This window comes from Streptomyces sp. NPDC048523, assembly GCF_043199815.1.
GTDB lineage: Bacteria > Actinomycetota > Actinomycetes > Streptomycetales > Streptomycetaceae > Streptomyces.
Genome location: NZ_JBICWQ010000001.1, coordinates 617,383 through 642,961, shown reverse-complemented (window position 1 = coordinate 642,961; position 25,579 = coordinate 617,383). Strand labels below are relative to the sequence as shown.

General features: G+C 72.7%; 27 protein-coding genes. 14 read left to right on the top strand and 13 right to left on the bottom strand.

The annotated features are described in order from the left end of the window. Positions 1-18: 18 nt before the first annotated feature. Positions 19-627, top strand: a complete 609-nt coding sequence (locus tag ACGFWE_RS02980) for a TetR/AcrR family transcriptional regulator (RefSeq protein WP_352384773.1) — start codon at positions 19-21, stop codon at positions 625-627. Between the two features lie 79 nt (positions 628-706). Continuing rightward, the gene (locus ACGFWE_RS02975) at positions 707-1,432 is read left to right on the top strand and encodes a DUF2470 domain-containing protein (RefSeq protein WP_393597407.1); all 726 of its coding nucleotides are present in this window, start codon (positions 707-709) and stop codon (positions 1,430-1,432) included. Here the strand turns inward: ACGFWE_RS02975 and ACGFWE_RS02970 are convergent. From ACGFWE_RS02970 to ACGFWE_RS02955, 4 genes are all read right to left on the bottom strand, one after another. Continuing rightward, on the bottom strand, positions 1,400-2,617 hold the full coding sequence (locus tag ACGFWE_RS02970) for a lactonase family protein (protein ID WP_393597405.1): 1,218 nt from the start codon (positions 2,615-2,617) through the stop codon (positions 1,400-1,402). The two genes, ACGFWE_RS02975 and ACGFWE_RS02970, sit on opposite strands and share 33 nt — an antisense overlap. A 91-nt stretch (positions 2,618-2,708) precedes the next feature. Further along, on the bottom strand, positions 2,709-3,731 hold the full coding sequence (locus ACGFWE_RS02965; RefSeq protein WP_393597404.1) for a hypothetical protein: 1,023 nt from the start codon (positions 3,729-3,731) through the stop codon (positions 2,709-2,711). Positions 3,732-3,765: 34 nt separating this feature from the next. Next, entirely contained in the window at positions 3,766-5,043 is a 1,278-nt protein-coding gene (locus ACGFWE_RS02960) for an aromatic acid exporter family protein (RefSeq protein WP_352384781.1), read from the bottom strand. 190 nt (positions 5,044-5,233) lie between these two features. Further along, positions 5,234-5,821, bottom strand: coding sequence for an ABATE domain-containing protein (locus ACGFWE_RS02955; protein ID WP_352384783.1), 588 nt, complete (start codon positions 5,819-5,821; stop codon positions 5,234-5,236). 151 nt (positions 5,822-5,972) lie between these two features. Here ACGFWE_RS02955 and ACGFWE_RS02950 point away from each other — a divergent pair, with 151 nt between their 5' ends. From ACGFWE_RS02950 to ACGFWE_RS02930, 5 genes are all read left to right on the top strand, one after another. Continuing rightward, positions 5,973-6,980, top strand: a complete 1,008-nt coding sequence (locus ACGFWE_RS02950) for a zinc-binding alcohol dehydrogenase family protein (protein ID WP_393597402.1) — start codon at positions 5,973-5,975, stop codon at positions 6,978-6,980. Positions 6,981-7,061: 81 nt separating this feature from the next. Further along, positions 7,062-7,946 (top strand): DUF3626 domain-containing protein, encoded by an 885-nt coding sequence (locus ACGFWE_RS02945; RefSeq protein ID WP_393597400.1) that lies wholly within the window; start codon positions 7,062-7,064, stop codon positions 7,944-7,946. Positions 7,947-8,073: 127 nt separating this feature from the next. Further along, positions 8,074-9,063 (top strand): phosphotransferase family protein, encoded by a 990-nt coding sequence (locus ACGFWE_RS02940; protein ID WP_393597399.1) that lies wholly within the window; start codon positions 8,074-8,076, stop codon positions 9,061-9,063. A gap of 6 nt (positions 9,064-9,069) precedes the next feature. Beyond that, positions 9,070-10,350, top strand: coding sequence for an ROK family protein (locus tag ACGFWE_RS02935; protein WP_393597397.1), 1,281 nt, complete (start codon positions 9,070-9,072; stop codon positions 10,348-10,350). A gap of 62 nt (positions 10,351-10,412) precedes the next feature. Then, a complete protein-coding gene (locus ACGFWE_RS02930; protein WP_393597395.1) occupies positions 10,413-10,655 on the top strand; it encodes a hypothetical protein in 243 nt (80 codons plus the stop codon). 38 nt (positions 10,656-10,693) lie between these two features. On the opposite strand, the gene ACGFWE_RS02925 is transcribed toward ACGFWE_RS02930, so the two are convergent. Next, positions 10,694-11,722, bottom strand: coding sequence for an SDR family oxidoreductase (locus tag ACGFWE_RS02925; RefSeq protein WP_393597393.1), 1,029 nt, complete (start codon positions 11,720-11,722; stop codon positions 10,694-10,696). Positions 11,723-11,836: 114 nt separating this feature from the next. Between ACGFWE_RS02925 and ACGFWE_RS02920 the strand changes: the two genes are divergently transcribed. Beyond that, positions 11,837-12,493 carry a M15 family metallopeptidase gene (locus tag ACGFWE_RS02920; RefSeq protein ID WP_393597392.1) on the top strand — a complete coding sequence of 219 codons (657 nt, stop codon included), beginning with the start codon at positions 11,837-11,839 and terminating at the stop codon, positions 12,491-12,493. A 62-nt stretch (positions 12,494-12,555) separates the two neighbouring features. Here ACGFWE_RS02920 and ACGFWE_RS02915 read toward each other — a convergent pair whose 3' ends face one another. From ACGFWE_RS02915 to ACGFWE_RS02900, 4 genes are all read right to left on the bottom strand, one after another. Next, positions 12,556-13,515 carry an SDR family NAD(P)-dependent oxidoreductase gene (locus ACGFWE_RS02915; protein WP_352384796.1) on the bottom strand — a complete coding sequence of 320 codons (960 nt, stop codon included), beginning with the start codon at positions 13,513-13,515 and terminating at the stop codon, positions 12,556-12,558. Between the two features lie 274 nt (positions 13,516-13,789). After that, positions 13,790-14,959 carry an aromatic acid exporter family protein gene (locus tag ACGFWE_RS02910; RefSeq protein WP_393597389.1) on the bottom strand — a complete coding sequence of 390 codons (1,170 nt, stop codon included), beginning with the start codon at positions 14,957-14,959 and terminating at the stop codon, positions 13,790-13,792. Positions 14,960-14,987: 28 nt separating this feature from the next. Further along, positions 14,988-15,644: an HAD family hydrolase gene (locus tag ACGFWE_RS02905; RefSeq protein WP_352384799.1), complete on the bottom strand. Its 657-nt coding sequence runs from the start codon at positions 15,642-15,644 to the stop codon at positions 14,988-14,990. Between the two features lie 39 nt (positions 15,645-15,683). Further along, positions 15,684-16,721 (bottom strand): PHP domain-containing protein, encoded by a 1,038-nt coding sequence (locus ACGFWE_RS02900; protein ID WP_393597387.1) that lies wholly within the window; start codon positions 16,719-16,721, stop codon positions 15,684-15,686. A 202-nt stretch (positions 16,722-16,923) separates the two neighbouring features. Here ACGFWE_RS02900 and ACGFWE_RS02895 point away from each other — a divergent pair, with 202 nt between their 5' ends. From ACGFWE_RS02895 to ACGFWE_RS02885, 3 genes are read left to right on the top strand one after another with little or no spacing between them, the layout of a single operon-like run. Beyond that, positions 16,924-17,733: an SDR family oxidoreductase gene (locus ACGFWE_RS02895; RefSeq protein ID WP_393597385.1), complete on the top strand. Its 810-nt coding sequence runs from the start codon at positions 16,924-16,926 to the stop codon at positions 17,731-17,733. After that, positions 17,730-18,746, top strand: coding sequence for a DNA topoisomerase IB (locus ACGFWE_RS02890; RefSeq protein ID WP_393597383.1), 1,017 nt, complete (start codon positions 17,730-17,732; stop codon positions 18,744-18,746). The genes ACGFWE_RS02895 and ACGFWE_RS02890 overlap by 4 nt, the downstream gene beginning before the upstream one ends. 43 nt (positions 18,747-18,789) lie before the next feature. Beyond that, entirely contained in the window at positions 18,790-19,026 is a 237-nt protein-coding gene (locus ACGFWE_RS02885; RefSeq protein WP_057613237.1) for a hypothetical protein, read from the top strand. A 9-nt stretch (positions 19,027-19,035) separates the two neighbouring features. Here ACGFWE_RS02885 and ACGFWE_RS02880 read toward each other — a convergent pair whose 3' ends face one another. Together ACGFWE_RS02880 and ACGFWE_RS02875 are read right to left on the bottom strand one after the other, a co-directional pair. After that, entirely contained in the window at positions 19,036-20,259 is a 1,224-nt protein-coding gene (locus tag ACGFWE_RS02880) for an RICIN domain-containing protein (RefSeq protein WP_393597381.1), read from the bottom strand. Positions 20,260-20,371: 112 nt separating this feature from the next. Further along, positions 20,372-20,935 carry a VanZ family protein gene (locus ACGFWE_RS02875; RefSeq protein ID WP_393597379.1) on the bottom strand — a complete coding sequence of 188 codons (564 nt, stop codon included), beginning with the start codon at positions 20,933-20,935 and terminating at the stop codon, positions 20,372-20,374. 216 nt (positions 20,936-21,151) lie between these two features. Here ACGFWE_RS02875 and ACGFWE_RS02870 point away from each other — a divergent pair, with 216 nt between their 5' ends. Then, positions 21,152-21,310, top strand: a complete 159-nt coding sequence (locus tag ACGFWE_RS02870) for a hypothetical protein (protein ID WP_393597377.1) — start codon at positions 21,152-21,154, stop codon at positions 21,308-21,310. Beyond that, positions 21,307-21,651: a hypothetical protein gene (locus ACGFWE_RS02865; RefSeq protein ID WP_393597375.1), complete on the top strand. Its 345-nt coding sequence runs from the start codon at positions 21,307-21,309 to the stop codon at positions 21,649-21,651. The genes ACGFWE_RS02870 and ACGFWE_RS02865 overlap by 4 nt, the downstream gene beginning before the upstream one ends. Here ACGFWE_RS02865 and ACGFWE_RS02860 read toward each other — a convergent pair whose 3' ends face one another. Next, positions 21,652-22,314, bottom strand: a complete 663-nt coding sequence (locus ACGFWE_RS02860; RefSeq protein ID WP_393597373.1) for a DUF4230 domain-containing protein — start codon at positions 22,312-22,314, stop codon at positions 21,652-21,654. Between the two features lie 151 nt (positions 22,315-22,465). On the opposite strand from ACGFWE_RS02860, the gene ACGFWE_RS02855 reads away from it, so the two are divergent. Beyond that, positions 22,466-23,659, top strand: coding sequence for a cytochrome P450 (locus tag ACGFWE_RS02855; protein ID WP_393597371.1), 1,194 nt, complete (start codon positions 22,466-22,468; stop codon positions 23,657-23,659). Between the two features lie 3 nt (positions 23,660-23,662). Here the strand turns inward: ACGFWE_RS02855 and otr(A) are convergent, their stop codons facing one another. Next, a complete protein-coding gene (gene otr(A), locus ACGFWE_RS02850) occupies positions 23,663-25,510 on the bottom strand; it encodes a tetracycline resistance ribosomal protection protein Otr(A) (RefSeq protein WP_393597369.1) in 1,848 nt (615 codons plus the stop codon). Between the last annotated feature and the right edge of the window lie 69 nt (positions 25,511-25,579).

Sequence of the window (25,579 nt, the reverse complement as noted above, 5' to 3'; positions counted from 1 at the left end):
GTCAAGTAAAGTGCGGGCATGTCCGGGAAGCAGGGCGGGCGCACGCGCCGCAGGCTCAGCACCGAGGAGCGCCGGGAGCAGCTCCTGTCGGTGGGGGCGAGGCTGTTCTCGGAGAGCCCGTACGACGACGTGTGGATCGAGCAGGTCGCCGAGATCGCCGGCGTCTCGCGCGGGTTGCTCTACCACTACTTCCCGACGAAGCGGGACTTCTTCGCCGCGGTCGTCGAGCGCGAGAGCGAGCGCATGCTGGCCATGACCGCGGCCGTGCCCGGCATCCCGGTGCGCGAGCAGCTGACGGCGGGCCTTGACACGTATCTGGAGTACGTCCACGCCCACGCGCACGGCTTCCGGGCCTTCCATCGCGCCGACGCCGCCGGGGACCAGGCCGTGCGCCGGGTCTATCAGCGGGCGCTGGCCGCACAGGAGCGGCAGATCCTCGCGGCGCTGGCGGCGGACCCGGAGTTCGGTGAGCCGGCGAAGGACCGCCCCGACCTTCAGCTGGCCGTCCGCGGCTGGCTGGCCTTCACCACGGCCGTCTGTCTGGAGTGGCTGCGCGGCGCGGACCTGACCCGGGAGCAGGTGCGCGACCTGTGCGCACGGGCACTGCTCGGTGTTCTCGGGCACTGACCTTTCCGTAGCGCCTTCCGGGTTGGCTTCATCGCCGATCTTCGCTAGGTTAGGCAAGCCTTACCTAAGGAGGAACTGGATGGGTGACAGCCAGACGTGGACGGCCGCGCCGTCCGCGGCGGAACACGCCCGGTCGGTGCTGGCCGCCTCGTGGTCCTGCGCGGTGACCGCCGAGGGCGGCCGCGAGGAGTTCGTCGGCGCGCACACCGTCACCGAGGACGGACGGGTGACGCTGGACGTGCCCGAGGACAGCACCCTGGTCGCGGCCGCGATCTGCGCGCCCCGCGGGGAGCCGTCCGCCGTCCTGGAGTTCGCCGACGCGGCACCCGTCCCCGTGCGCAGCCGTATCCGCGCCCGGCTGTGGATCGCCGGCTGGTTCCTCCCCGGGGACGGCCGGCTGGAGCTCAAGGCCACGCGCGTCGTGCTGCGCCGCCCCTCCGGCGCCGTGGTCGTCGACCTCGACGAGTTCGCCGCCGCCGAGCCCGACCCCCTCGCCACGGCCGAGGCCCGGCTGCTCACCCACCTCGCCGACTGCCACCCGGACGCCGTCGAACGGCTCACCCGGCTCGTCGATCCGGACACGCTGCACGGCGTGGTCCGCGTCCAGCCCCTCGCCGTCGACCGGCACGGACTGACCCTGCGCGTCGAGCGCGCCCGCGCCCACGGCGACGTACGCCTGCCCTTCCACGCACCCGCCGACGACGTGGCCCGGCTGACGGAGCGCATGCACGCCCTGCTGACCCGGGCGAGCGCCGCGTCCTGCCCGCGTGCCCTACAGCGGCAGCGCACAGACGGCGACGGGTGAGGCGAACGGCTTGCCCGCCAGTCGCAGAGCGCCGCTCGTCGTGTCCACGTGGAAGACGCTGACGGTGCCGGACCTCTGATTCGCCGCGAAGAGCAGCCCGCCGTCCGGGGAGAAGGCGATCTGGCGCGGGAAGTCACCCTCCACCGGCACGGTGTCGAGCAGCCTCAGCCGGGCGCCGCCCGCCTCCACCGCGTACCGCGTGAGGCTGTTGTGGCCCCGGTTGGCGAGATAGGCGTACGAGCCGTTCGCGGTGACCAGGAACTGCGCCGGGTAGTTCGTGCCCGAACCCGTCCCCGTGGACTGCGGCGCCCCGACGGACAGACGGCCGCTCCCGGGGTCGTAGGCGCAGACCGCCACCGTGTTGTCGACCTCGTTGGCCAGATAGGCGTACCGGCCCCCGGGATGGAAGGTGAGATGGCGCGGTCCGGCACCCGGCCGGGTCTGCGCCCGCGAAAGCTCCGTGAGGGCGCCGGTGCGTTCGTTGAGGCGATAGCTGTAGACGGTGTCGGTGCCCAGGTCGACGGCGAGCACATGGTTCCTATCGGGACCGGTGAGGAACTGGTGGGCGTGCGGTCCCTCCTGGCCGGGCCCCGGCGCCGGACCGGAGTGTGTGACCGAGTCCCTGAGTTCGCCGAGGGCTCCCGAGGAGCCGATCGGATGCACGGCCACACTGCCGGAGCCGTAGTTCGCGCTGAGCAGCCAGCGCCCGCCCGGATGCACCGACAGATGACACGGCCCCGCGCCACCCGTGCTCCGGCTCCCCAGGACCTTGCGGTCGGACAGGCGTACGGCGGTCACGGCACCGGCGTCCTGCTCGGCGACCGCGTACAGCGTGCGGCCGTCGGGGTGCAGCGCGAGATACGACGGGTTGGTGACACCGGTGATCGTGCCCTTGCCGGTGATCCGGCCGCTCCCGCCGTCGTAGGCGGCGACGCCGATGCCGGTGCCGCCTCCCTCGGCGGAGGTGTAGGTGCCGAGATACAGGGGGCGGGGGCCGGTCGGGGCCGCCGCGGACGGCGTTTTCGCCGGGCTCGGTGAGACGGTCCCGGGAGAGCCGGGAGCCTGCGAGGGCGCCGCTGCCGAAGACGGTTTGGACGACGTCGAGCAGCCGACGAGGCCCGAGCCCGCTCCCGCGAGAGCGCCGACGAACCGGCGCCTGCTCCAGCCGCCGTTCGCACTGCCCATTCCTGCGCACCCCTGCTGATCGGTCTTCTCGGCCCGGACAGCCACCTTCACCCGGATCGCCCGGCCGGTGCAACCCGAGCCCGGCCGCCCGCTACCAGTCGCCGTCCTCGACCGGCTTGCCGGGTGCGTCCCCCAGCTTCGTGACCTGGTGCGATCCCGGCGGCTGCCAGGGTTCGTGATCGTCCCCGAGCCAGTCACCGACCGGCTTCACGCCCTCCAGCGGGCCCGTCGGGGCCAGATCCTCCGCGTCCTGGTCGTAGTAGTCGAACCAGGGCAGCCCCGCGGCGGTGTACGCCGCGCGGTCCACGGGCGACGGCGGGGGAGCCTCGCCGGTGATGCGGCGCCACTCGGGCGGTGTCACCAGGTGCACGAAGACCCGCCCGGCCGGTGTGTCCGCCCAGTCCGACAGCGGCCGGTCGTCCCGGTAGACCTCCTGGCGCATGGAACCGCCGACGCCGAGCCCCATCGACGGGGCCCTGGGCGGCGCCCCCGCCGGAGCGGCGGGCGCGGCCATCGCCATGGGTACGGCGGCGCCGTAGCCCATGGCGGGCCCGCTCGCCGACCGCAGCCGCCGCTGCGCCTCCCGCCACTCGGCCAGCCGCTCCTCCGCCAGCGGGAAGGACTGCAGCTGTACGCCGCCCCAGACCTCCTCGCCGGTGACCTGCCCCTCGACGGTCGCGCCCAGTCCGAGCGGCACCGCGACGAACTGGCGGACCGTCCCCTTGCCGGAGTTGATGCCGTCCAGCCACGGCTGGCGGGGCAGGACCACGTAGTTCTGCGGATCACGGGCGAGCCGGTCGCTCCACGGTTTCCCGGAGACCGCGCACACCTTGCCCACCCCGACCTGCAGGGCGGCGGGCTCGGTGGTGCCCCCGAAGCTCAGCCACATCGCCTCCCGCAGATACACCGGCAGCATCACCCCGCCCCGCGCCCGCCACTGCTCAGGGACGGTGTCCGGGTAGTCGGAGACACGGCGCACCGGGAACTCGCCGAGCCCCGGCGGCAGCGGATGCGTGCCCGTCTCGGGCAGCCGCAGGGTGCGGACGAACCGCACCGCCGCACCGCCCGGCAGCCGCAGTGTGTTCCCGTCGATCCGTACGCCCGTGCCGGTCATCGGCCGCCCCCTGTGATGGTCCGTTGTGCCTGTGTCACCTTGAACGACGGGAGAGGGCCGGGCGGTTCCGGCGCCAGCGTTCCTGCAGCCGGGTCAGGTGCGGCATCCGTTCACGCTGCTCGCGGGAGGCACGGTCCAGCTCCTCCAGCAGACGGCGGGAGCGGTGCTCGGTGTCCAGCTCGTCGAGGATGCGGTTGACCTCGGTGAGGACCGCCCCGTGCAGCTGCCAGTGGCGGGAGTCGCGCTGGACCTCCTCCAGCAGGAGCTGGGCCATCTTGTCGCGGGTCGTCGTGGCCTGGCGTAGCTCGGCGGTGAGCCGGGCCTCGGCGGACTCGGCGCTCACACTGACGTGCGTGGTGACCAGGACCGCGAAGCTGACCACCGCGTCACCGATCTCGGACAGCAGCTGCTCCACGGTCCGGCCGGTCTCCGGCCCGAACAGCGGCTCGGGAGCCTGCCCCTCGTCGATCGCGTACGGCTCGTCGGCGAGGGGGTCGCGTTGCTTCGCGAGGTCGGTGAGGGTGCGCGCCAGGACCCGCAGCACGACCGTGCAGATCTCCAGGGTGTCCAGGCCGGTACGCAGCACCACCCGGTGCAGCAGGCCCTCCTTCACCCTGGGGTTCAGTTTGAGACTGTCCTCGGCCTGCCGGAGGGCCGCGTCCACCTCGACGATGTCGTGGTCGAGCTCGCGCGCCTCGTACAGCCGGGCCGTCGCCAGCTCCACGGGGGTACGGCCCGCGGCCTCCTCGCCCATCCGCAGCATCAGCTTCCGCAGCCGGCGGGCTAGCCCCTCGATCGACTCGCCCGCCTCGTCCACCCACACCGGGGGAGCGAACAGCAGATTGCAGGCGAGGCCGACGACCGCGCCGATCAGCGTCTCCACCACGCGCGCCCAGGCGGTGTCCCCGACCGTCGTCACCCCGAGCACCAGCATCGCGCTGATCGCCACCTCGGGCACGAACTCCTCGACCCGCACCAGCCGTCCGACAACCAGCGAGGCCACGATGAGCAGGCCCAGGCTCCACCAGGTCAGACCCACCAGCAGACTGAAGGCGATGGCGACGAGAACGCCGGTCACCACCGAGTTCACACGGCGGATGCCGGTGGTGAGCGTGGAGTACAGGGTGACCTGGACGACGAGCAGCGCGGTCAGGGGCGAGGTGAGCGGGGCCGCCTCGGGGCTGAGCCGCAGTGCGATCACGTACGCGATCGTCGCCGCGGCCGCCGACCGCAGCGTCTGCACGACCACGGGGTCCCGGCGCCGCTTCACGGAGCGCACCAGGGACGCCCTCACCTCACGTACATCTCGCATCCTCAGTGTGTTCCTCTTCCGCATAAGCGTTCGGTGCACTCCGTGCGGACGGTGGCCGTCCGCACGGAGTGCACCCATTGTGGGGGAAAACTCCCACCTGGCTCCGCGTGGCCCGCCCGGCCCGCCGGATCGGCAACGCCTACCCCGAGGCCCGCACCCAAGACATCGGATCCACCTCAAGGATCCGCCGTCAACGGGTGGCGGCAGCCCGGCTGCGGGACCGGTAACCGGCGATCTTCGCGAGATTGCCGCAGCGGTCCATCGAGCACCAACGGCGGCGGCGGGCCTGCGAGTCGTCCAGGAACAGCAGGGAACAGTCCGGGTTCTCGCACTCCTTGACCCGCTCCAGGAGCGGACCCCGCACCAGGAGTACGGCGTCCCGTGCCACCGTCGCCAGGGCCGCGCGGGCCGGACTGCGCGCCGCCCACCGGACCGGACCCAGCTGGGGCGCGAGATCCGGCTGGGCGGCGACCGCGTTGACCCGCTCCACGTCGGCCGGGTCGGCTTCCCGGCCGGCCATCGCGGCGCGGACCAGGCCGTACACGGACTCGCGCAGAAGGCGGGCGTCCGTCAGATCCCGGGCGGTGACCCGCACCGCGGCCGCGTCGGTGGCCAGCTCCGCCTCCGTGAACCAGCGCGCGAGGGCCGCGGTGTCGGGGAGCCGCTCCAGCGGCGTGGCGTGCCGTTTGCCGAGAGTGGCCGCGAAGTCCAGGCAGGGGCGGCCGCCGATGAACGGGAACGCGAGTGCCGGGTCGGCGGGGGCGGGGCTGCCGGTCATGCGTCGAGCGTACACCGGTTCATGAGGTGTCGGGCCGATGCATCGGCCCTCTTGACACCGGTTGATGAGGTGTCGGATGGTGGCACCACTTCGCGACACCGCTTCAACCGGTGTCAGTCGCTCGGGTGGCCGGGCAGAGAGCAGGTGCGGTATGCGTGCGGTGCGGATCGACAGGTTCGGCGGACCGGAGGTGCTGGTGCCGGTCGACGTCCCCGACCCGGTGCCCGGCCCCGGAGAGGTGCTGATGAGGGTCGCCGCGGCCGGGGTGAACCGGGCGGACGCCCTGCTCCGCGCCGGCCTCTACCACCGCGCCGGACGCCCACCGCTCATCCCGGGCGCCGAGGCCGCCGGGGTCGTCGTGGAAGTGGGGGAGGGGGTGACGGACTTCGCGCCCGGACAGCGGGTCATGGCCCTGGACGGCGGCAAGTCATCGGGTTTCTACGCCGAGTTGGCGACGGTGTCCGCCACCCAGGTCGTCGTGCTCCCCGACGGCGTGGACCTGGCCCGGGCGGCCGCCCTGCCGATCGCCTGGCTCAGCGCCTGGTACTGCGTGCGGCACCTGGCCAGGGTCGCCAAGGGCGACACCGTGCTGGTGAAGGCGGCGGCGAGCGGTGTCGGCACCGCCGCCGTGCAGATCGCCGCCGAGGCGGGGGCGCGGGTCATCGCCCTCGCCGGCTCGGCCGAGAAGGCCGCCTGGGCGGGGGAGTTCGGCGCCGACGTCACCGTCGACACCTCCGCCCACCCCGACGACGCCGAGGTCGAGGAGGTGCTCCGGCTCACCGAGGGCCGGGGCGCCGACGTCGTCCTGGACACCGTCGGCGGCCGGGCCTTCGGGCGCAGTCTGCGGGAAGTGGGCCACGGCGGCCGGGTCGTGGCCCTCGCCAACGTCGCCCTGGAACCGAGCACCGTCGACACCCGCGACTTCTATCCCAAGAACGCCTCGATCCTCGGCTTCCAGCTCACCAACCTCCAGATCCACGGCTACGACGCCCGTCCCGACCTGCGGGAACTGGCCGACCGGGTGGCCGCCGGCGGCTATCGCGTGCCGATCGAGACCGTCGTACCCCTGGAAGAGGCGCGGAGCGCGCACGAGCGGCTGGAGGAGCGTGCCAACCGCGGCAAGATCGTGCTCTCGGCCGGACCGGAATTCGGCAAATGACATGCGGGCGTCCTCCTCGCCGGGTGATCATCCAGTGAGTCATGGGTGAGTTGTCGGTGAGTCGTGGGTGAGGAGACGCCGGTGAGTCCAGTCGCGTCGGCACGAGCGCGGGCGGCGCTGAACCATGTGGCGGCCGTGTCCGAGGGGCCGGCCGTCGCCCCGGACGTGCGCATCACGCTGAACTTCCACCCCGACCGCCTGGCACGCGGCCTGCCCCTCCTGGAGGCCCTGGCCCGGGACGGCGTCTACCACTCGCAGTTCGTCACCGGCACGAGCAACGGCGGGCTGACCGCGCACCCCGGCGGCGACCGGTGGCGCTGGGAGAGCCGGATCTTCGGCGGCGCCTACGACGACGCCGGCGCGCACGAGCGGCCCGTGTACGGCGCGCTGAACTTCCGCCGTCAAGTGGTCGGTGCCGCCCCGCGGTTCGGCTCCTCGCACTTCCGGCTGACCGGCGAAGCCCTCGCCCGCGCCACCTTCTGCTACCCCGACAGTGCCGCCGAGCCGGTCCACTTCGGCGTCGCCGCCGGCATGCCCCTGATCGCCCTCGCGGAGGCGGACGAGCAGGACGCCCTCGACGACTACATCGAGGCCCAGGTGCACGGCGGCGTGGACCTGGCCCGCGATGTGGAGGCCCTCGTCCTGGACGCGAGCTACCGGAACACCCCCGTCGAGGCGGCGGCACACCTGCTGCCCGTCCCCGTCGAGTGGCACCCCGGGCACCGGATCACCGTCGCCGAACTGCATCGCCACGCCCACTACCGCGGGCAGGAGTACGCCGACCTGGGCGCGAGCATCGCCGAGGACGGACTGGTCGACCCGCGCATCATCGGCGACGCCGCGAGGACGGGCCGCTACGAACTCCAGCACCTGAAGATGGTGTGGCACACGCTGGCCCGCTTCGGCGCGCCGGGGGGGGGACGACTCACGGAGGGGAGCCGGCGGGGGGCCGGACGCCCGCGGTGAGCACCCCGAGCGCGTAGGCCCGCGAATGGCCCCCGGTGCGCGGGACGCGTTCCGTACCCTGTTCGGGGAACACGCGCCCGACGCCGACCGGACGGCTGCCGAGCGGAGAGAAGGGGGCGGGACGTTGATGGACTCCTGGGAATGGGCTCGGCAGGTGCTGGAGGGCGCGGGCCTCGACCCCGGTCGGCTCGCCGGGGTCCGGCCTCTGAGCGGCGGCACCTACAACACCGTCGAGGAGCTCCTGCTCACCGACGGCACCCGGTACGTCCTCAAGGTCCCGCCCGCGACCACCGTTCCCGGCCTGCGCTACGAGCGTGAACTCCTCGTCTCCGAGGCGGAGTTCTACCGCGGAGCCGCCGTGGCCGAGGTCGCGGCGCCCCACGTGGTGGCCGTCGGCACCCACACCGTCGTACCCCATCTCCTGATGACGGCCTGTCCCGGCGACCCCTGGGACCGGTCGGTGACCGATGCCGAACGGGCGCCGCTGCGAAGGGAGTTGGGCCGTCAGGTGGCCCGGCTGCACACGGTGACCGGGCCGGGCTTCGGCTACCCCTCCCGCGCCCTCGGTCCGCTCGCCCGTGACTGGCGGACCGCGTTCACCGCCATGATCGAGGCCATTCTGGACGACGCCCGGGACTACGGGGCGCGACTTCCCCGCTCCGTCGAGCAGGTGGAGGGCACCCTCCGGGCCGGATACCCCGCTCTCGACGAGGTCACGGTCCCCGCCCTGGTCCACTTCGACCTGTGGGACGGGAACATCCTGCTGCACCGCCCGGCCGGCGGTCAGCCGCGCATCGGCGGGCTCATCGACGGGGAGCGGATGTTCTGGGGCGACCCCCTCGCCGACTTCGTCTCCCTGGCGCTGCTCGGGGACATCAAGAAGGACGAGGCGTTCCTCGCGGGGTACCGGGAGGCGGGCGGGCAGGCCGAGTTCGACGTCATGGCCCGGGTGCGCCTCGCCCTGTACCGTTCCTACCTCTACCTGATCATGCTCACCGAGACCGTCCCACGGGCGGTCGACGACGAGAAGGAACGCTGGGTCCAGTCGGCGGTGGCCCCGGAACTCGTCGCCGCCCTCGACGAGATCGAGGCCCTCGCCCGGGTCACAGGAGCCTGAACTCCCTTGAACAGACGCACCGTACGTGACCTCAGACGCGCCAACCGCACGGCCGTACTGCAGCGCCTCTACTTCGACGGACCCCTCAGCCGCTTCGAACTCGGGCCGGTCACCGGGCTCAGCTCCGGCTCCGTCAGCAACGTCGTCGCCGACCTGGTGGCCGACGGCCTGCTGGAGGAGGCGGGCAGCGTCGACTCCGACGGCGGACGCCCCCGCACCCTGCTGCGGGTGGCGCCCGGCAGCGGTCACATGATCGGCGTGGACGTCGGCGAGACCCGGGTGCGCGTCGAGCTGTTCGACCTCACCCTCACCGAACTCGCCCGCGCCGAACGCCCGTTGACCCAGCACGGCTACGACGTCGAGGCCATCGTCGGGCACATCCGCGACGGCATCACCGAAGTGCTCGCCGCTGCCGCCGTCGAGCCCGAAGTGCTGCTCGGCGTCGGCATCGGAGTGCCCGGCATCGTCGCGCACACCCCCGAGAGCGGGGCCGTCGTGCACGGACAGACCATCGGCTGGGACGCCGTCCCGCTGGAGGCACTGCTGCGCACCGGCTCCCCGCTGCCCGGCAGCGTCCGGTACTTCATCGACAACGGCGCCAAGACCCTCGGCCAGGCAGAGATGTGGTTCGGCGGGGGGCGCGGTGCCCGCAGCGCCGTCGTGGTCCTCTTCGGTTCCGGTGTCGGCGCCTGTCTGGTGACGCCCGAGGTGGAACACGGCCGGGCGGTCGAGTGGGGGCATCTGACCGTACGGGTCAGGGGGCGCCGCTGCCGCTGTGGGGCCCTCGGCTGCCTGGAGGCCTACGCGGGCGCCGAGTCGCTGCTGGAGCGCTGGCGGGAGGCGGGCGGCCGCCCGCCCGAGGGCACCGACGAGGAGACCGCGCTGACCGCCATGCTCAGCGCCGCCCACCCGGCCGACGGCACCGCGGCCGACCCCGTGGCGCTCGCCGTCCTGGAGGAGACCGCCGAGTACCTGGGCGCCGGCCTGTCCGATCTGATCAACCTCTTCCAGCCCGAGCGGATCATCGTCGGCGGCTGGGCCGGGCTCCAGCTCGGCGACCGGTTCCTGCCCGCCGTACGGCGCCACGCGACGGCGTACGCGCTGCGGTACCCGGCCGGGAAGGTCACCGTCGACCTCGGTCGCCTCGGGCCCGACGCGGTCACCGTCGGCGCTGCCATCCTCCCGCTCGCCGACTTCTTCGCCCGTGGCGGCCGGCGCCCCGAACCCGCGCCCGAGGGCCCGGCACCGGCCTGGCGGACCGCTCTGGAGGAGCGCGCACCGCACTGACGTTTCGCCGACCTGGGCGGAGGTACTCGCGCTCCCGCCAGCAACACGCCAGGGAGGATGCCGTGGACCACCGCAACGAAGGACCGGGCGAGATCGGGGACCCCGTCCCGCGGGATCTGCCGGACCAGCAGGCGGGCGAGGGCGAGGACCCCTGGGAGGTCGCCACCGTCCCGGACGGGGAGTCCGGCACCGACGAGTCCGAGGACGTCCCGGACACCGACGAGGCGGGGACCGGCCGCCAGGGGGCGCAGCGGTCGGACACCGTGCACCCCGAGCACCCGGGAGCCGAGGAGTCCTCCGGCTGAGCGCCGGCCCGGCGGCCGACTCGCGGGCCCGCCGGGTCTCAGCCCACCTTGCGGCCCTTCATCGGCTCCGTCCGCGCCCCCGCGCCCTGCTGCATCCCGTGCAGGAACTCCTCCAGGACCTCGGTCGCGGTGTGCTCCGGATGCCAGCCGAGTTCCGTACGCGCACGCGTGCAGTCCATCAGCGGCAGCCGCAGGACCGCGTCGAACAGATGCGGGGACGCGGGCAGCAGATGCAGGCCCCACGCGGCCGCGATCGCCGAGCGGGCCGCGGTGCGCGGCAGCCGTACGGGACGGGCGTCGAGCATCCCGGCCAGCAGCTCGGCGTCGACCGTCGGCTCGGCCGCCAGGTTGAAGGCGCCCCGCACGTCCGAGCGCACCGCCAGCGCGTAGGCCTTGGCGGCGTCGTCGGTGTGCAGCGCCTGCACGCGCAGACCGGGGATGTCGGGCAGGAAGGGCAGCAGGTCGGGCCGGGCCAGCTGGCCCGGCAGGAAGCGGCCGCCGAAGATACGGCGCTGCTCACTCGCCGACTCCCGCTTGAAGAGGAACGCCGGGCGCATCCGTACGACCCGGACGGCGGGGTGGTCGCGCTCGAAGGTGTCCAGGGCGCGCTCCAGATACGCCTTCTCCCGGCAGTACGCGGCGTCCGGCCAGCCGTGCGTCGGCCACGACTCGTCGACCGCGTGGTCCTTCGGGCCGGGGGAGTAGGCGCCCACGGACGACGCGTGCACCAGCGTCGGCACCTTGGCCGCCGCCACCGCCTCGAACACCCGGATCGAGCCGAGGACGTTGGTGCGCCAGGTCGCCGCGGGGTCGTGCGTCGGCTGGAACGCCCACGCCAGGTGGATCACCGCGTCGGCGCCCGTGAACTCCTCGACCAGATCGGTCTGTTCCGATGACAGGTCGACCGCGGACCACTCCGTTCGCGGGAGCGACCAGTCCGGGATCCGCCGGGCCAGGCCCCGTACGGAGCCGACCTCCGGATCCTCGGAGAGAAGGCGCACCACGCTGGTTCCCACGTTGCCGGTGGCGCCCGTGACCACGATCCTGCTGCCGGTTGAAGTGCTCACTTCGGCTCCTTCGGTCCGCTGGGTCGGGGAGCCGCCCGAGTACCCGGCCTCCGGCGATGCACGCGAGGTGCGGCAGGTGCACGCCACGGTCCGCGGCCACGAGAGGATCACGGCATGAGTGAGATCATCCTGATGTCCGACACCCGTGTCGCCGCCGTCCCCGTCGAGGAGAACGGGGAGCCTCTCGTGGACGTCCGCGGCCACCTCCTCGTCGACGACCGCAAGCACGAGGACTCCCTGGGCGCCGAGGTGTATCTGCGCCGGGGTGTCCTCGACCGGCTGCTCCGGGCGCAGGCCCTGCTGCCCGGCGGCCTGGGCCTGCTCTTCGTGGAGGGATACCGGCCGCCCGCGCTGCAGCGGCACTACTTCGAGACGTACGCCGGTGAACTGCGCGCCGCCCACCCCGACTGGTCCGCGGACCGGATCCACACCGCGGCCAGCCGCTATGTCTCCCCGCCCGGCATAGCCCCGCACAGCGCCGGCGCGGCCGTCGACCTCACCCTCGCCGACGCCGACGGCCGCGAACTCGACCTGGGCACCGCGATGAACGCCAACCCCGAGGAGAGCGACGGCGCCTGCTACACGGGCGCCGCCAACATCACCGAGCAGGCGAAGACCAACCGGGCCCTGCTGGGCGAGGCGCTGAACGCGGCGGGCCTGGTCAACTACCCGACCGAGTGGTGGCACTGGTCCTACGGCGACCGCTACTGGGCCCTGGAGACGGGGGCGCCTGCCGCGCTGTACGGAACGAAGGAGCTCGACGCGCGGTAGCGCCCTGGGCCGCTTCCTGAATCGGCAGTGGCCCCTCTCGACATCCCCCCGAAGGGCCCGCGTCAGGCGAACGCGTTCACGCCCGTGAGCTCCGCCGACAGCGTCCACAGGCGCTCCGCCTGGTCCGGGTCGGTCGCCCACGCCCTGACGCCGCCGCTCTCGTCGCCGTCGACGGCGGGCTCGGCGATGTCGCAGTCCTCCAGGTAGACGCCGCCCATTCCCGCCAGCTGGGGCGAGGTCGCCGCCCACACCTGCGTGGCCGCGCCCTGCTCCGGGCTCTTGAAGCCCGAGGGGTTGAGCACGTTGCCCTGCTCGTCGATCCAGCCGCGCTCCACCATCTCCGCCTTGGGGAGGTGACGCTGCAGCGGGGTGAGGATGCCGCCCGGGTGGAGCGAGAACGCCCGCACCCCGCGATCGGCGCCGAGCTTGTCGAGATGGACGGCGAACAGGACGTTCGCCGTCTTCGCCTGGCCGTACGCCTGCCACTTGTCGTAGCCGGTCCGCCAGTGGACGTCGTCCCAGCGCATGCCGGAGAAGTGGTGGGCGCGCGACGACACCGAGACCACCCGGGCGCCGCCGGGCTCGATGGCCGGCCACAACCGGTTGACCAGCGCGAAGTGCCCGAGGTGGTTGGTCGCGAACTGCGCCTCCCAGCCCGGCCCGACCCTGGTCTCCGGGCAGGCCATGATCCCGGCGTTGTCGATGACGAGGTCGACCGTGCGGCCCGAGTCGAGGAACCGCTCGGCGAAGGCCCGCACGCTGTCCAGGTCACCCAGGTCGAGTTCGTCCAGTTCGACACGGTCGATGCCGGCCAGGGCCTTCCAGGCGGTGTCGGGACGCCGGGCCGGGACGACGACCCGCGCGCCCGCCTTGGTGAGCGCCCGGGTGGTCTCCAGACCGAGCCCCGAGTAGCCGCCGGTGACGATCGCGAGCTTGCCGGACAGGTCGACGCCCGCGAGGACGTCGTCGGCCGTGCTGTGGGCGCCGAACCCCGAACCGATCTTGTGCTGTGCAGTGCTCATGACGGGAACGCTACGAATTGGAGTGCTCTCGAAGTCAAGCCGGGACAAAAGGAAGCCCCGACCGGACGGGGGAATCACGGTCGGGGCGGTCAAGGGATGGGCACGGATGGCGGTCGCCTCTCGGCGAAAGGCTCCACAGGGCTTCAGCCGAACGATCGTCCCTGTGGGCAAAAGGTGAGGCCCGGGGACACTGTCCCATCCGTACCCACGGTCTGTTCAACGGGCAACCACCCGCTGGTGTTCCGCCCCGCGGCCCGCTCCCGGGTGAGCTGCGTCACCCGTTCCGACCGGTCGGAACGGTCTCGCTCCACAGGTTCTCGGCCTGCAGCAGCAGGGTCCCCAGCACCGTCGTGCCCTCCGCCCCCTGCCCGGCGTGCTCCCGCAGCCCGTCCTGGAGCTGACCGCGCAGCTCCCGCATCGCCGCCTCGGCATGGTCGTCGGGGTGGTCCTCACCGCCGGTCGCCAGCAGCCGGTCGCTCTCCGCGTGGCAGGCGTCGCCGATCAGCTGGAGGAGGTCGGCGTACGCGTCCAGTACGGGCCCGGCGGGCGCGACGGGGGCGCGGTCCTCGTCGGCGGCGACGACCAGGGTGCGGGTGAGCGCGCGGATGTGACCGGTGACGCGGCTCCAGCGCTCGTCGTCCTGCTCCGGGGGGATCGACGCGGGAAGCCGCCGTACGGCACGTCGCGGACCGGCCGTCAGACGCAGGCTCTCCCGGCTCCAGCCGCGGGCGGACCGCAGCGCCTCCAGCCGGCGCTCCAGCCGGGCCGAGGCATGCGACCAGCCCTGCACGTCCCACTCACCGTCCCGCAGATCACCGGCCAGGGTGTGCAGGACATCGCCCGCCTCCCGGGCCAGCGCCGCGAGGTTCTCCCGTACGTCCCGCAGATGGATCGGCGGAAGCACGAACGCGTTCACGGCGATGCCGATGACCGCGCCGAGCGCGGCCTGTCCCACCCGGTGGCCGACCTCCGACACCCCGACCGTGCTGGTGGAGAGGGTGAACAGGGCGGTGGTCGCGCCGTAGATCCCCTGGTCGCCGAAGCGCGGCCAGTTCGCGAGGAGCACCAGCAGCGGCACGGACAGTGCCACGGCGCCCAGCGTGCTCCCGGTCACGGCCAGCGCCACCGACGCCAGTACGGCCCCGCAGCAGATCGCCGCCAGCTGCCGTACTGCCTGGATCAGCGAGCTGAACACGGTGGCCTGCACCAGCACCACCGCCACCCAGGGCGCCATCAGGGCCATCGGATCGCCCATCCACACACCGGCCACGAGCCAGGCGAGGATCGCGGCGGCCGAGGCCTTGAGCGACTGCACGAGCAGATCGCGCTCCCGCCCCGGGCCACGGAAGGCGGCACGGGCCGCCCGGCCGAAGGCATGTGCTCCCTGCCGTATCGCTTGCGTCGGGCGGGGCTGTCGGCGTAGAGCTTCCGTCACACCAGTCATCTGCTATGGGTTCCGGCCGTCGGGCACGTCATGCCAGGGGACTGTCGGCCAGGGATGCCAGCAGGTGGGCCGGATCGTCGTAGATCGCCTGCGCACCCGCTTCCTCCAGGTCGGCGCGGGGGATTCCGCCGCACAGGACGCCGACACAGCGGACGCCCGCCCGGCTGCCGGCCTGCATGTCCCAGACGGTGTCGCCGACGAAGACCGCGCGTTCGGCGGGCACCCCGGCCAGTTCCAGCGCGTGCTCGACGGGCTCGGGGGCGGGCTTGCCCTCCTCGACGTCGTCGGCGCTCGCGGTGGCCACGATCGCGTCGTCGGCGTCGATCGCCCGGCGCAGCGCGGACAGTTCCGCCCCGCCCGCCGAGGTGGCGAGGACGACGCGCCAGCCCTCGTGGTCCAGATGCCGCAGCAGCCGGCCGGCGTCCTGCAGGGCGGGCAGCCGGTCGAAGTACTGCCCGTAAAGTGCCTTGTGGGCGGCGCTCAGCTCGGCGTCCTGGTCCTTGTCGCGGTCCTCGCCCAGCAGATGCGCCACGAGGTCCTCGGAACCGAGCCCGATGGCCCGGTGGACGGCGTGCATCGGCACCCGGTGGCCCGCCTGCCGCAGCGCCTCCCACCAGGTCGTCACATGCAGGTGGTTGGTGTCGACCAGGGTGCCGTCGACGTCGAACACTGCCGCCCGTTCCATGTACCGCTCCTTGTCCTGTCGTGCCGCACGGGTACCACCTCAGGGGCCCGCCACTCGGTCCGGTACCCGGCCTTCCCGGGACCAGGCCAGCAGTTCCCCGAGGTTCCAGGTGGTCACGATCCGCTCGGCCGGCACCTCGCACTCCTCCGCCCGAGCGCAGCCGAGGATCTGCCAGTCGAGCTGGCCGGGCGCGTGCGCGTCGGTGTCCACCGAGAACAGCACGCCCGCCTCGACCGCCCGGCGCAGCAGCCGGCGCGGCGGGTCGAGGCGCTCCGGGCGGCTGTTGATCTCGACCGCCGTGCCCGACTCCGCGCACGCGGCGAACACCTCGTCCGCGTCGAACTGCGACTCGGGCCGGCCGCGCCCGGTCACCAGTCGTCCCGTGCAGTGCCCGAGGATGTTCGCGTGCGGGTCGCGCACGGCGGCCACCATGCGCCGGGTCATCGAACGGGCGTCCATGCGCAGCTTGGAGTGCACGGACACGACCACGACGTCCAGGCGGTCCAGGAGATCGGGTTCCTGGTCCAGGGAGCCGTCGTCGAGGATGTCGCACTCGATGCCGGTGAGCAGCCGGAACGGCGCCCAGGTCTCGTTGAGTGCCGCCACCACGTCGAGCTGCTTCCGCAGCCGCTCCGGGGACAGCCCCCGGGCCACGGTCAGCCGTGGCGAGTGGTCGGTCAACACCGCCCACTCGTGGCCGAGCTCCGCCGCGGTCCGGCCCATCTCCTCGATCGGGCTGCCGCCGTCCGACCAGTCGGAGTGCAGATGGCAGTCGCCGCGCAGGAGCGCCCGCAGCTTCTCGCCGCCCCCGGTCCGGGGCGCTGCCGACTCCTCCTCCAGTTTCACCAGATAGCCGGGCACGCCTCCGGCCAGCGCCTCGCGCACCACCTGGGCCGTCTTCGGGCCGATGCCCTTGAGCGACTCCAGCGCCCCGGCCTCCGCGCGCTCGCGCACCTCGTCCGCGGGCAGCTCGGTCAGTACCCGGGCCGCCGTACGGAAGGCACGGACGCGGTACGTCGGTGCCAGGGACCGCTCCAGCAGGAAGGCGATCCGTTCCAGGGCCTCGACGGGATCCATCGCACCTCCTCCAGAGTGCCCGGCTCCTCCAGAGTTCCCCAGACGCCCGGGCGCCGCACGACGGGCGAGCGGTTTGTCGGGTTCACCGCCGGGTACTGCGATGCCTCGTCGGACGTCCCCCGGATCTCGGACCCCGGACCCCGGTTGTCCGGCAGTCGCCTCGTCAGCCCTGACGACACCCCCGCCCTACGAGGAGGCCGAGATGTCCGCTCCCCCCGCACCCGACACCAAGGTGGCCGTGATCACCGGAGCCGACTCCGGCATCGGCAGGGCCACCGCCGTCCGGCTGGCCCGGGCGGGGATGGACGTCGGCATCACCTGGCACACCGACCACAAGGGCGCCGAGGAGACCGCCGAGGAGGTCCGCGCCCTCGGCCGACGCGCCGAGGTGGCCCGGATGGACCTCACCCGGCTGCCCGCCGCCGCGGACACCGTCGACGAGCTGTGCGACCGGCTGGGCCGCCTCGACGTCCTGGTCAACAACGCGGGCACCGGCACCATGACGCCCTTCCTCGACCTGGAGCTCGACACGGTCCGCGAGGTCCTCGACGTCGACCTGCTGGGACCGTTCCTGTGCGGTCAGCGGGCCGCCCGGCACATGATCCGGCAGGGCGACGGTGGCCGGATCGTCAATGTGACCTCCGTGCACGAGCACCAGCCGCGGGTCGGCGCGGCCCCGTACTGCGCGGCCAAGGGCGGCCTGGGACTGCTCACCCAGGTGATGGCCCTGGAACTCGCCGAGCACGGCATCACCGTCAACGCGGTCGCGCCCGGCGAGATCGCCACCCCGATGACGGGCCAGAAGGACACCGACGTCCACACCGAAAAGCGTCCCGGTGTCCCGCTCGGCCGCCCGGGTGATGCCCGCGAGGTCGCCGCCGTGATCGCCTTCCTGGCCGGCCCCGAGGCCACCTACGTCACCGGCGCGTCCTGGAGCGTCGACGGCGGGATGCTCCGCATGGGCCCGCAGGCCGGCTCGCACCTCGGTGACGACGAGTGGCGGCGCCCTTGAGACTGCGCACCAGTTCCTGCGAGCGTCCGGGCTTCACCCGGGTCCGCTGCGGCCGGGGTTTCCGTTACCGGGACTCCGAGGGCGAGCCGGTAACCGACCCGGACGTGCTCGCCCGCATCCGCGCCCTGACCATCCCGCCCGCCTGGCGCGAGGTGTGGATCTGCCCCTGGCCCAACGGGCACCTCCAGGCCGTGGGCACCGACGACGCCGGACGTCGCCAGTACCTGTACCACGAGCGGTTCCGCGCCCAGCAGGAGCAGGCCAAGCACGAGCACGTGCGGGAGGTGGCCCGGGCCCTGCCCACCCTGCGCGAGCGGGTCGCGGCGGACCTCGCGGGGCGGGGCCTGAGCCGCCCGCGGGTCACGGCCTGCGCGGTGCGCCTGCTCGACCTCGGCTTCTTCCGGATCGGCAGCGACCGGCACACCCGCCAGACGGAGACCTACGGCCTGACGACCATGCTCCGCGAGCACGTCACCTGCGGCCGCGACGGGCTCACCTTCGCCTACCCGGCCAAGGGCGGCATCGAGCTGGTCCGCGCGCTGGTGGACGAGGACGCCCTGACCGTCGTACGCGCGCTCAAGCGCCGCAGGAGCGGCGGGGACCGGCTGCTCGCCCACTGGGAGCGGGGCGCCTGGCACGATCTGCACGGCGCCGACCTGAACGAGGCGCTGCGCCGGCTGTCCGGCACCGATGTCACCGCCAAGGACTTCCGGACCTGGCACGCCACGGTCCTGGCCGCGGTCGCCCTCGCCGTCACCGCCGAGGAGGCCCGTGCCACCCCGACGGGCCGCCGCCGGCAGATGGCCAGGACAGTGCGCGAGGTCAGCCACTACCTGGGCAACACGCCGGCGGTGTGCCGGGCCTCGTACATCGACCCGCGGGTCTTCGAGCTGTTCGAGCAGGGGCGGACCGTCGCCCCCGCCCTCACCCGGCTGGGCGAGCACGGGGACTTCGGGCGGCCGGCCACCCAGGGCGCGGTCGAGGCGGCGGTCCTCGACCTGCTCGGCGGATGACGCACGCCTCTCCTCGCCGCGGGATGCGTTCTACGCTCGAACCATGACCGAAATCGCGAGCCCGCACATCGCCACCCCGCGGATCATCGTGCTCGGGGTCCAGCCGACCACACCGCCGTTCCGGATCGTGGAGATCGACGGGGAGGTGGTTGGCGAGGCGAGGGCCGTCACCGACGTCCTGGAGGCGGCCGCCGCCTTCGGGATCACGGTCCACGACCTGGACGACCCGGACGTGGTCCGCTGGGTGGGCGGCGACAAGTTCACCTGGACCCGGCACTGACCCACCGGCTCAGCCGACCGTCCACTTCTGGTTGGCGCCGCCCGTGCAGGTCCACAGCTGCAGCCGGGTGCCGTTGGCCGAGTTGTTGCCGGTCACGTCGAGGCACTTGTCGGCCTGCGGGTTGACGATGTCGCGGGCGCCCGTGACGGTCCACCGCTGGGCCCCGGAGCCGTTGCAGTCGTAGAGCTGGACCGCCGTCCCGTCCGCGGTGCCGCCGCCCGTGACGTCCAGGCACTTGCCGAGCGCGCGGATCGTGCCGTCCGAACCGACGGTCCACTGCTGGGCGGCGCTGCCGTTGCAGTCGTAGAGCTGTACGGCGGTCCCGTTCGCGGGGTTCGCCCCGGCGACGTCCACGCACTTGCCCGCGAGGCCCCGGATCGCCGCCCCCGTTGGCGCCTCGCCGGTGGTCACCGACACGTGGTCCACCACGAGCTGCTGCGGGAAGGCGGTGGAGCCGTCCGGGTCACCGGGCCAGTAGCCGCCCACCGCGAGGTTGAGGATCAGGAAGAAGGGCTTGTTGAACACCCAGGTGCGGCCGCCCAGGTCGGCGGGGGTGCGCCGCTGGTAGACGGTCCCGTCGACGGACCAGGTGATCGAGTCGGGTGCCCAGTCGACGGCGAAGGTGTGGAAGGCGTCCGCGAAGGCCTGGCCGTTCGGGAGGGAGTAGCCGGCGCCGATGCCGCCCGAGCCGGAGTAGCCGGGGCCGTGGATCGTGCCGTGGACGGTCGAGGGCTCGAAGCCGACGTTCTCCATGACGTCGATCTCGCCCGAGTCCGGCCAGTTGACCGGGGTGCCGAGCATCCAGAACGCCGGCCACATGCCCTGCCCGCGCGGGATCTTCATCCGCGCCTCGACGTGTCCGTACTGCGCGGTGAACTTCCCGGAGGTGTTCAGCCGGGCCGAGGTGTACTGGCAGGTGCCGTACCAGCACTGGTAGTTCGCGGGGTTCTCGCGCCGGGCCGTGATCACCAGATGGCCCTGCCCGTCGAGAGCGGCGTTCTTGTTGCCCGAGGTGTAGTACTGCCGCTCGTGGTTGTTGACGTTGTCGCCGGTCTCGATCTGCCACTTCGAGGAGTCGACCGCGGCTCCGGCGGGCCCGTCGAAGGTGTCGGAGAACGTCACCGCGGCAGCGGCAGCGACGGCGGGCGGGTCCGCCTGGGCGGTACCGGACGAGATCAGCACGGCGGACAGTGCGGCGAGGAGACATCTGCGCAGCAGGCGTGAGGCGGCCACGGCTCTTCCTCCGGGGTGGGGGGATGGTGGTGTCGCCTCTTGATTTAAGGAGTGAACTAAGGGGCCGTCAATACTCTGGTACAGACCAGAAGTTGAGCGGACCCCGGGTTCCTTACGCCTTCTTCGCCGACTTGTCGCGCGGCTTCTTGTGCACCGCCCGGCTCAGCCGCCTGCCCAGCAGCAGATAGCCGATCAGGGCGCCGGAGGTGTTGAGGATGACGTCGTCGATGTCGAAGGCCCGGCCCTCCACGAGGGCGCCCTGCGCGAACTCGACGAGCAGCATCACGACGGCTGTCAGCAGCAGGATCTTCAGGAGTCCGCGGGTCTTCGGGGCGATGATCGGAACCAGGATGCCGAACGGGATGCCCAGCAGGATGTTCCCGCCGATCTGCTTGAAGGCGTCCCGCAGCTCGGGCTGGTCCAGATAGGCCTTCAGGGAGGCACCGGGGTGCAGGTTGGTGTGCGTCAGATCAACGGACGCCGGTGAGGGTTCGAGCGTCAGCCGGGCCAGGACGACGGCGAACGCCACCATGAACACGAACGCGAACACCATCGCCACGAAACGGACGACGAGGGAGAGCGGATCTCGCCGGGGGCGGGCGGGCTTCACCGCGCGCTCGGTCTTGGCGGTGCCGGCGTCTGACCCCGCTCGCGAACGTGACGGCGCCCAGGCCATTGGATCCTCCACTCTCGAACTTCCCAGTGTCGAAAGGCGCTTACCCCTGAACGGTCCGAGGATGCCGCCGCACACCGGTCGGCCTCCGGTTTCCCTTCGTACGGTCGGGGCACGCGGGCTGGAGTACCGCGCGCGTCGCCCCCGCACGCCCTCGGACCGGTGTTTGGACGGCGCGCGACGGACGTTCCCCAGGCCGCGGCCGCGAGGAGGTGGCGCATGACCGGGCGTACGACCGGGCGTACGACACTCCTCGCCACAGCCGAACTCCTCGGCTGGTGGACCGCACTCGCCGTGCTCTGGCTCGTGATCATCTCCGCCGTGGACACCCTGGAGCTCACGGTCGGCGCGGCCGTCGCCGGCCTCGGCGCGCCATGAGCGCGGTGCCCGCCGTGCTGCTCGCGGGAGCCGTCGCCGCCGGCGTGGCCCCCGGTTTCGCGGAGGTGGTCGCGCACTCCGTGAACGAGACCGGATCCGCGGGCGGGTTCACCTCCGTGCACTGGACCCCGGCCGGAGTCCTGCTGGGCCTGGTGTCGACCCTGCTGGCCGGGGTCCTCGCCCTCCTCGCCGTCACCCGCCCCGAGCCGTTCGCCGCACCGGACCGGGCGCTGTGGCTGCGGCGCCTGCAGTCCGGGCACGTCGGCGACTACGTGGCGTGGGTCCTGGTCGGCACCACCGTGCTCGGCGCTCTCACCCTGCCGGGCATGCTCGGCGGCTGATCAGGTGCCGTAGGTGACCTCGACCTTCGTGAAGCCGAGCGAGTTCAGCAGTCCCTTGAGCATGTTGGTGGTGTTGGTCTCGGCCCGTTTGGTCAGCTCGCTCTCCTTCGCCGCCTCGGTGATGTGCTTCACCGCGAGCTTCTGCACGGCCTGTTCGCTGTTGGGGTTGTCGGAGAAGAAGTCGCCGAGCCGGTCGAGCAGACCGCGCTGTTTGGAGACCGCGTAGGAGCGGTCGGCGTCCAGCGTGGCCTTGCCGAGCTGCGCGTGCGGCAGATGGAGCGTGGCGGCCGTGCGGTCCTCGTTGACCGTCACGTCGTTCTTGGCCACCTTGCCGAGGTCGACGTAGGCGTCGACGGCGCCCGCCCCCACGTACAGGGTGCGGGAGCCGCGGATCGCGTCGGGCAGGAACTTGGTGTCCTTCTCCAGGTCCACCACGACCTGGAAATTGCCGGAGGCGGCGTCGTAACGGCTGATGTCCTGGATGGACTCCAGAAGTGCGGGACCCGAACGGTCGTGGGTCTCCGTGCCGAACAGGTCCTTGAGGCCAGGGAGCACGCTGAACCGGATCCCGGCGAAGAACACCACGAGCACCACCACGACGGCGGTCAGTATCTTCGCCCAGCCGGGCATGCGCCTGGACACGCGCCTGATGGGAGTCGTCATGCGACGGCCCTCCTTCCTACTGCACGGATGCCCACGGATGACCCCCAAAAGCCCTGGGAGACCGTCTTGTTGGCCGATTGGGACACTGACGGGACACACCGGGGCGCACTAGCGTGGGGAACTCCGTGTACCGGCGTGTCTGGAGACCTGGATGAGTACGGACAGCACGTCCCGGACCCTTTGTCCCATGCACCGTATCCCCCTGCCCGAGAACGGCCCGCCCCGGCTCACCACCCTGGCCACCGGCACCCCGGTATGGCTCGTCACCCGCTACGCCGACGTGCGCCAGGTACTCATGGACCCGCGCTTCAACCGGAGGTCCCTCAGGGACGAGGACGCCCCGCCGCTGCTCCTCGTACCGAACCTGCTGGACTCCCCGGACGGCCTCCTCAACCAGGACGGGCCGCCCCACCAACTGCTGCGGGGTACCGTCCAGCGGGCCTTCACCCCGCGCGCGATCGCCCGCTGGCGGCCCTGGACCGCCTCCGTGGTGGAGACCCTCCTCGACGACCTCGCACGGCAGCCGCAGCCCGCAGACATCGTCGAGGGGTTCACCCGCCGACTGCCCGTCTCGGTGATCTCCCGGCTGATGGGCCTGGAGCACGCCGACTGGGAGCGCATCCGAGACTGGGCCGACCACGCCCTGTCCGGCGGCGCGCACACCGCCGAGGAAGTCGGCGCCGCCATGCGGGAGTTCGGCCACTTCTGCGCGGGACTGATCGCCGAGCGGCGCAAGGAGCCGGGCGACGACCTGGTGAGCGCCCTGGTCGTCGCCGGCGACGACCAGGGCATCGACGAACCGCGCCTGGTCATGCTGGTCCTGGGCCTGGTCGTCGCCGGACACGAGACGACCATGACCGCCCTCGGGAACATCGTCGTCCACCTCCTCACCGACGGGCGGCAGGCCTGGCCCGGCCTCGCCGAGAGCCAGGAGGCCGCCGAGACCGCCGTCGAACAGCTGCTGCGCACGATCCCGTTGAGCGAGGGCAGGGTGCTGCCGGGCCTGATCCGCCGGGCCGTCGAGGACGTCGAGGTCGGCGGGGTGGCGATCCCGGCGGGGGCCGTGGTCGCCGTGCAGACCAACGCGGCGAACCGGGATCCGGACGTCTTTCCACGGCCAGAGGAGACCGACCTCTTCGCCCCGCTGACGACACCGAGCGTGGTGTTCGGCGCCGGTCCCCACCACTGTCTCGGCGCGTGGCTGGCCCGCCTGGAGCTGGGGCTGGCCCTGCACCGGCTCGCGGTCCGGTTCCCGGGGCTGCGGGCCGAGTTCACGCCGGAGGCGATCGACTGGCGGGAGGGACAGATGACACGGGGACCGCGCCGGTTGCCGGTGTCGTGGTGAGTGCTACTGGTGAGGCTTGAGTTCACGGTCGCCCGACGGCCTGGACCACCACACCCCCTCACCGTGGGTGAGCCCGGGCAGCCGCAGCTCGATCTCCCGTACCCGCCGCGCCGGGAGCCCTCCGGTGATCACCCATGCCGTGGTCCCACCCGTGGTGCCCGTGAATTCAGCTCCAGCGGCGGCGAGTTGGCCGGTGACCGCAGCCAGTGCGTCCAGCGGCACCTCCGCCTCGAACGCGTGGTACGGCTCGAACAGCCGGGTCCCCGCCCGCTCCAGGGCACGGCGCAGCACGATCGGCGTGAGCCCGCGGAAGTCGGCGGCGGTGCTGAGGGGCCCGACGAATCCGGAGCGGACGAGGGTGACCCGGTAGTCCGTCACCGGCGCGCCGCTCAGACCGGTCCGCATGCCCGCGTGGACGGTCTCCTCGATGGCCTGGTGGAACGCCCGGGGGAGCGCGCCGAGTTCGGTCTCGTACGCGAAGACCCCACCGGAGCCGCGCTCACCCGGCTCGACCCGCAGTCCGATCGTCGCCCAGTAACGGGTCCCCAGATGCCAGGGACACTCCTCGCACGCTTCCCCGGTGCCGCGTGGCCGCTCCAGGTACCGCACCCGGCCCGGCTCGAAATCCGCCTCGACACCGAAGTCCTGGGTGAGGGTCGCCGCGAGCACCTCCATCTGCACCTCGCCGTACAGGAGCAGCGAGGTGGCGCCCGCGGCCGCGGGGCGCACGTGGATCAGGGGGTCCTGGTCGGCGAGGGTCAGCAGGGCCGAGCGCAGCCGGACCGCCTGGCCGGGGTGGCGGGCGGTGACCAGGGTCTCCAGGGTCGGGGGAGCGAATTGCGGCGCGCGGTCGGTGAGTTCACCGAGGCGGTCGCCCACGCGGAGGCCGGCGGAGAAGGCCAGCGCCGCGATGGTCCCGGCGGTGAGGGGTCCGCTCAGGTGCGTCACCCGCCCCGCGACCCGGCTGGTCGCGCCGTCGGCCTCGCGCCTGAGAAACGTCAGCCGTTGACGCTCCGTCACCTCGCCGTCGTACAGCCGCAGATAGGCGGTGCGCTCACCGCCGGGTCCGGGGCGTACGGCGAACACCGTGCCGCGCGGTTCGCCGTCTCGGGTCGCAGGGCCGGCCGGGATCAGCCGGATCACGCCCTCGACCAGGTCGCGCACGCCCTGGCCGCCGAGGGCGGAACCGAAGAACACCGGGTGGAGGGAGCCGTCGGCGGTGCGGGCGGCGAGGGCCCCGCGCAGGTCGTCCGGGGTGGGCGCGGGGCCGTCCACGAGCGCCGTCAGGATGTCCGGGTCGACCTCGGCGAGGGCCTCGGCCAGCCGGCTGTCCCCGGGCAGGGCGGTCACTCCGGCGGCGGAGGTGCCGATGCCCGTCACCTCGGTGAGCGGGGCGACGTACGGCGTCAGCCTGCGCCGGATGTCGGCGAGCAGGCCCTCGTCGCGGGCACCGGGCCGGTCGATCTTGTTGACGAAGATCAGCGTGGGCAGCCGTAGCCTGCGCAGGGTCCGCATCAGCACCCGGCTCTGTGCCTGGACGCCCTCCACGGCGGACAGCAGCAGGACCGCCCCGTCGAGGACCTCCAGGGCGCGCTCGACCTCGGCGATGAAGTCCGAGTGCCCCGGGGTGTCGATGAGGTTGATCCGAGTGTCACCGACGGTGAACGAGGCGACCGCCGAGCGGATGGTGATGCCGCGCTGCCGCTCGATCGCACCGTCGTCGGTACGGGTGTCACCGGTGTCGACGCTGCCGAGCCGGTCGATCGCGCCGTGGTCGAACAGCAGCCGCTCGGTGAGGCTGGTCTTACCGGCGTCGACGTGGGCCAGAATTCCGATGTTCAGGGTGTGCATACGGGGTCGAGTCCTCGAGAACCGTGGGCCGAAGGGGGCGCTGGGTCGATTCGAGGAGTCGGCGCATGC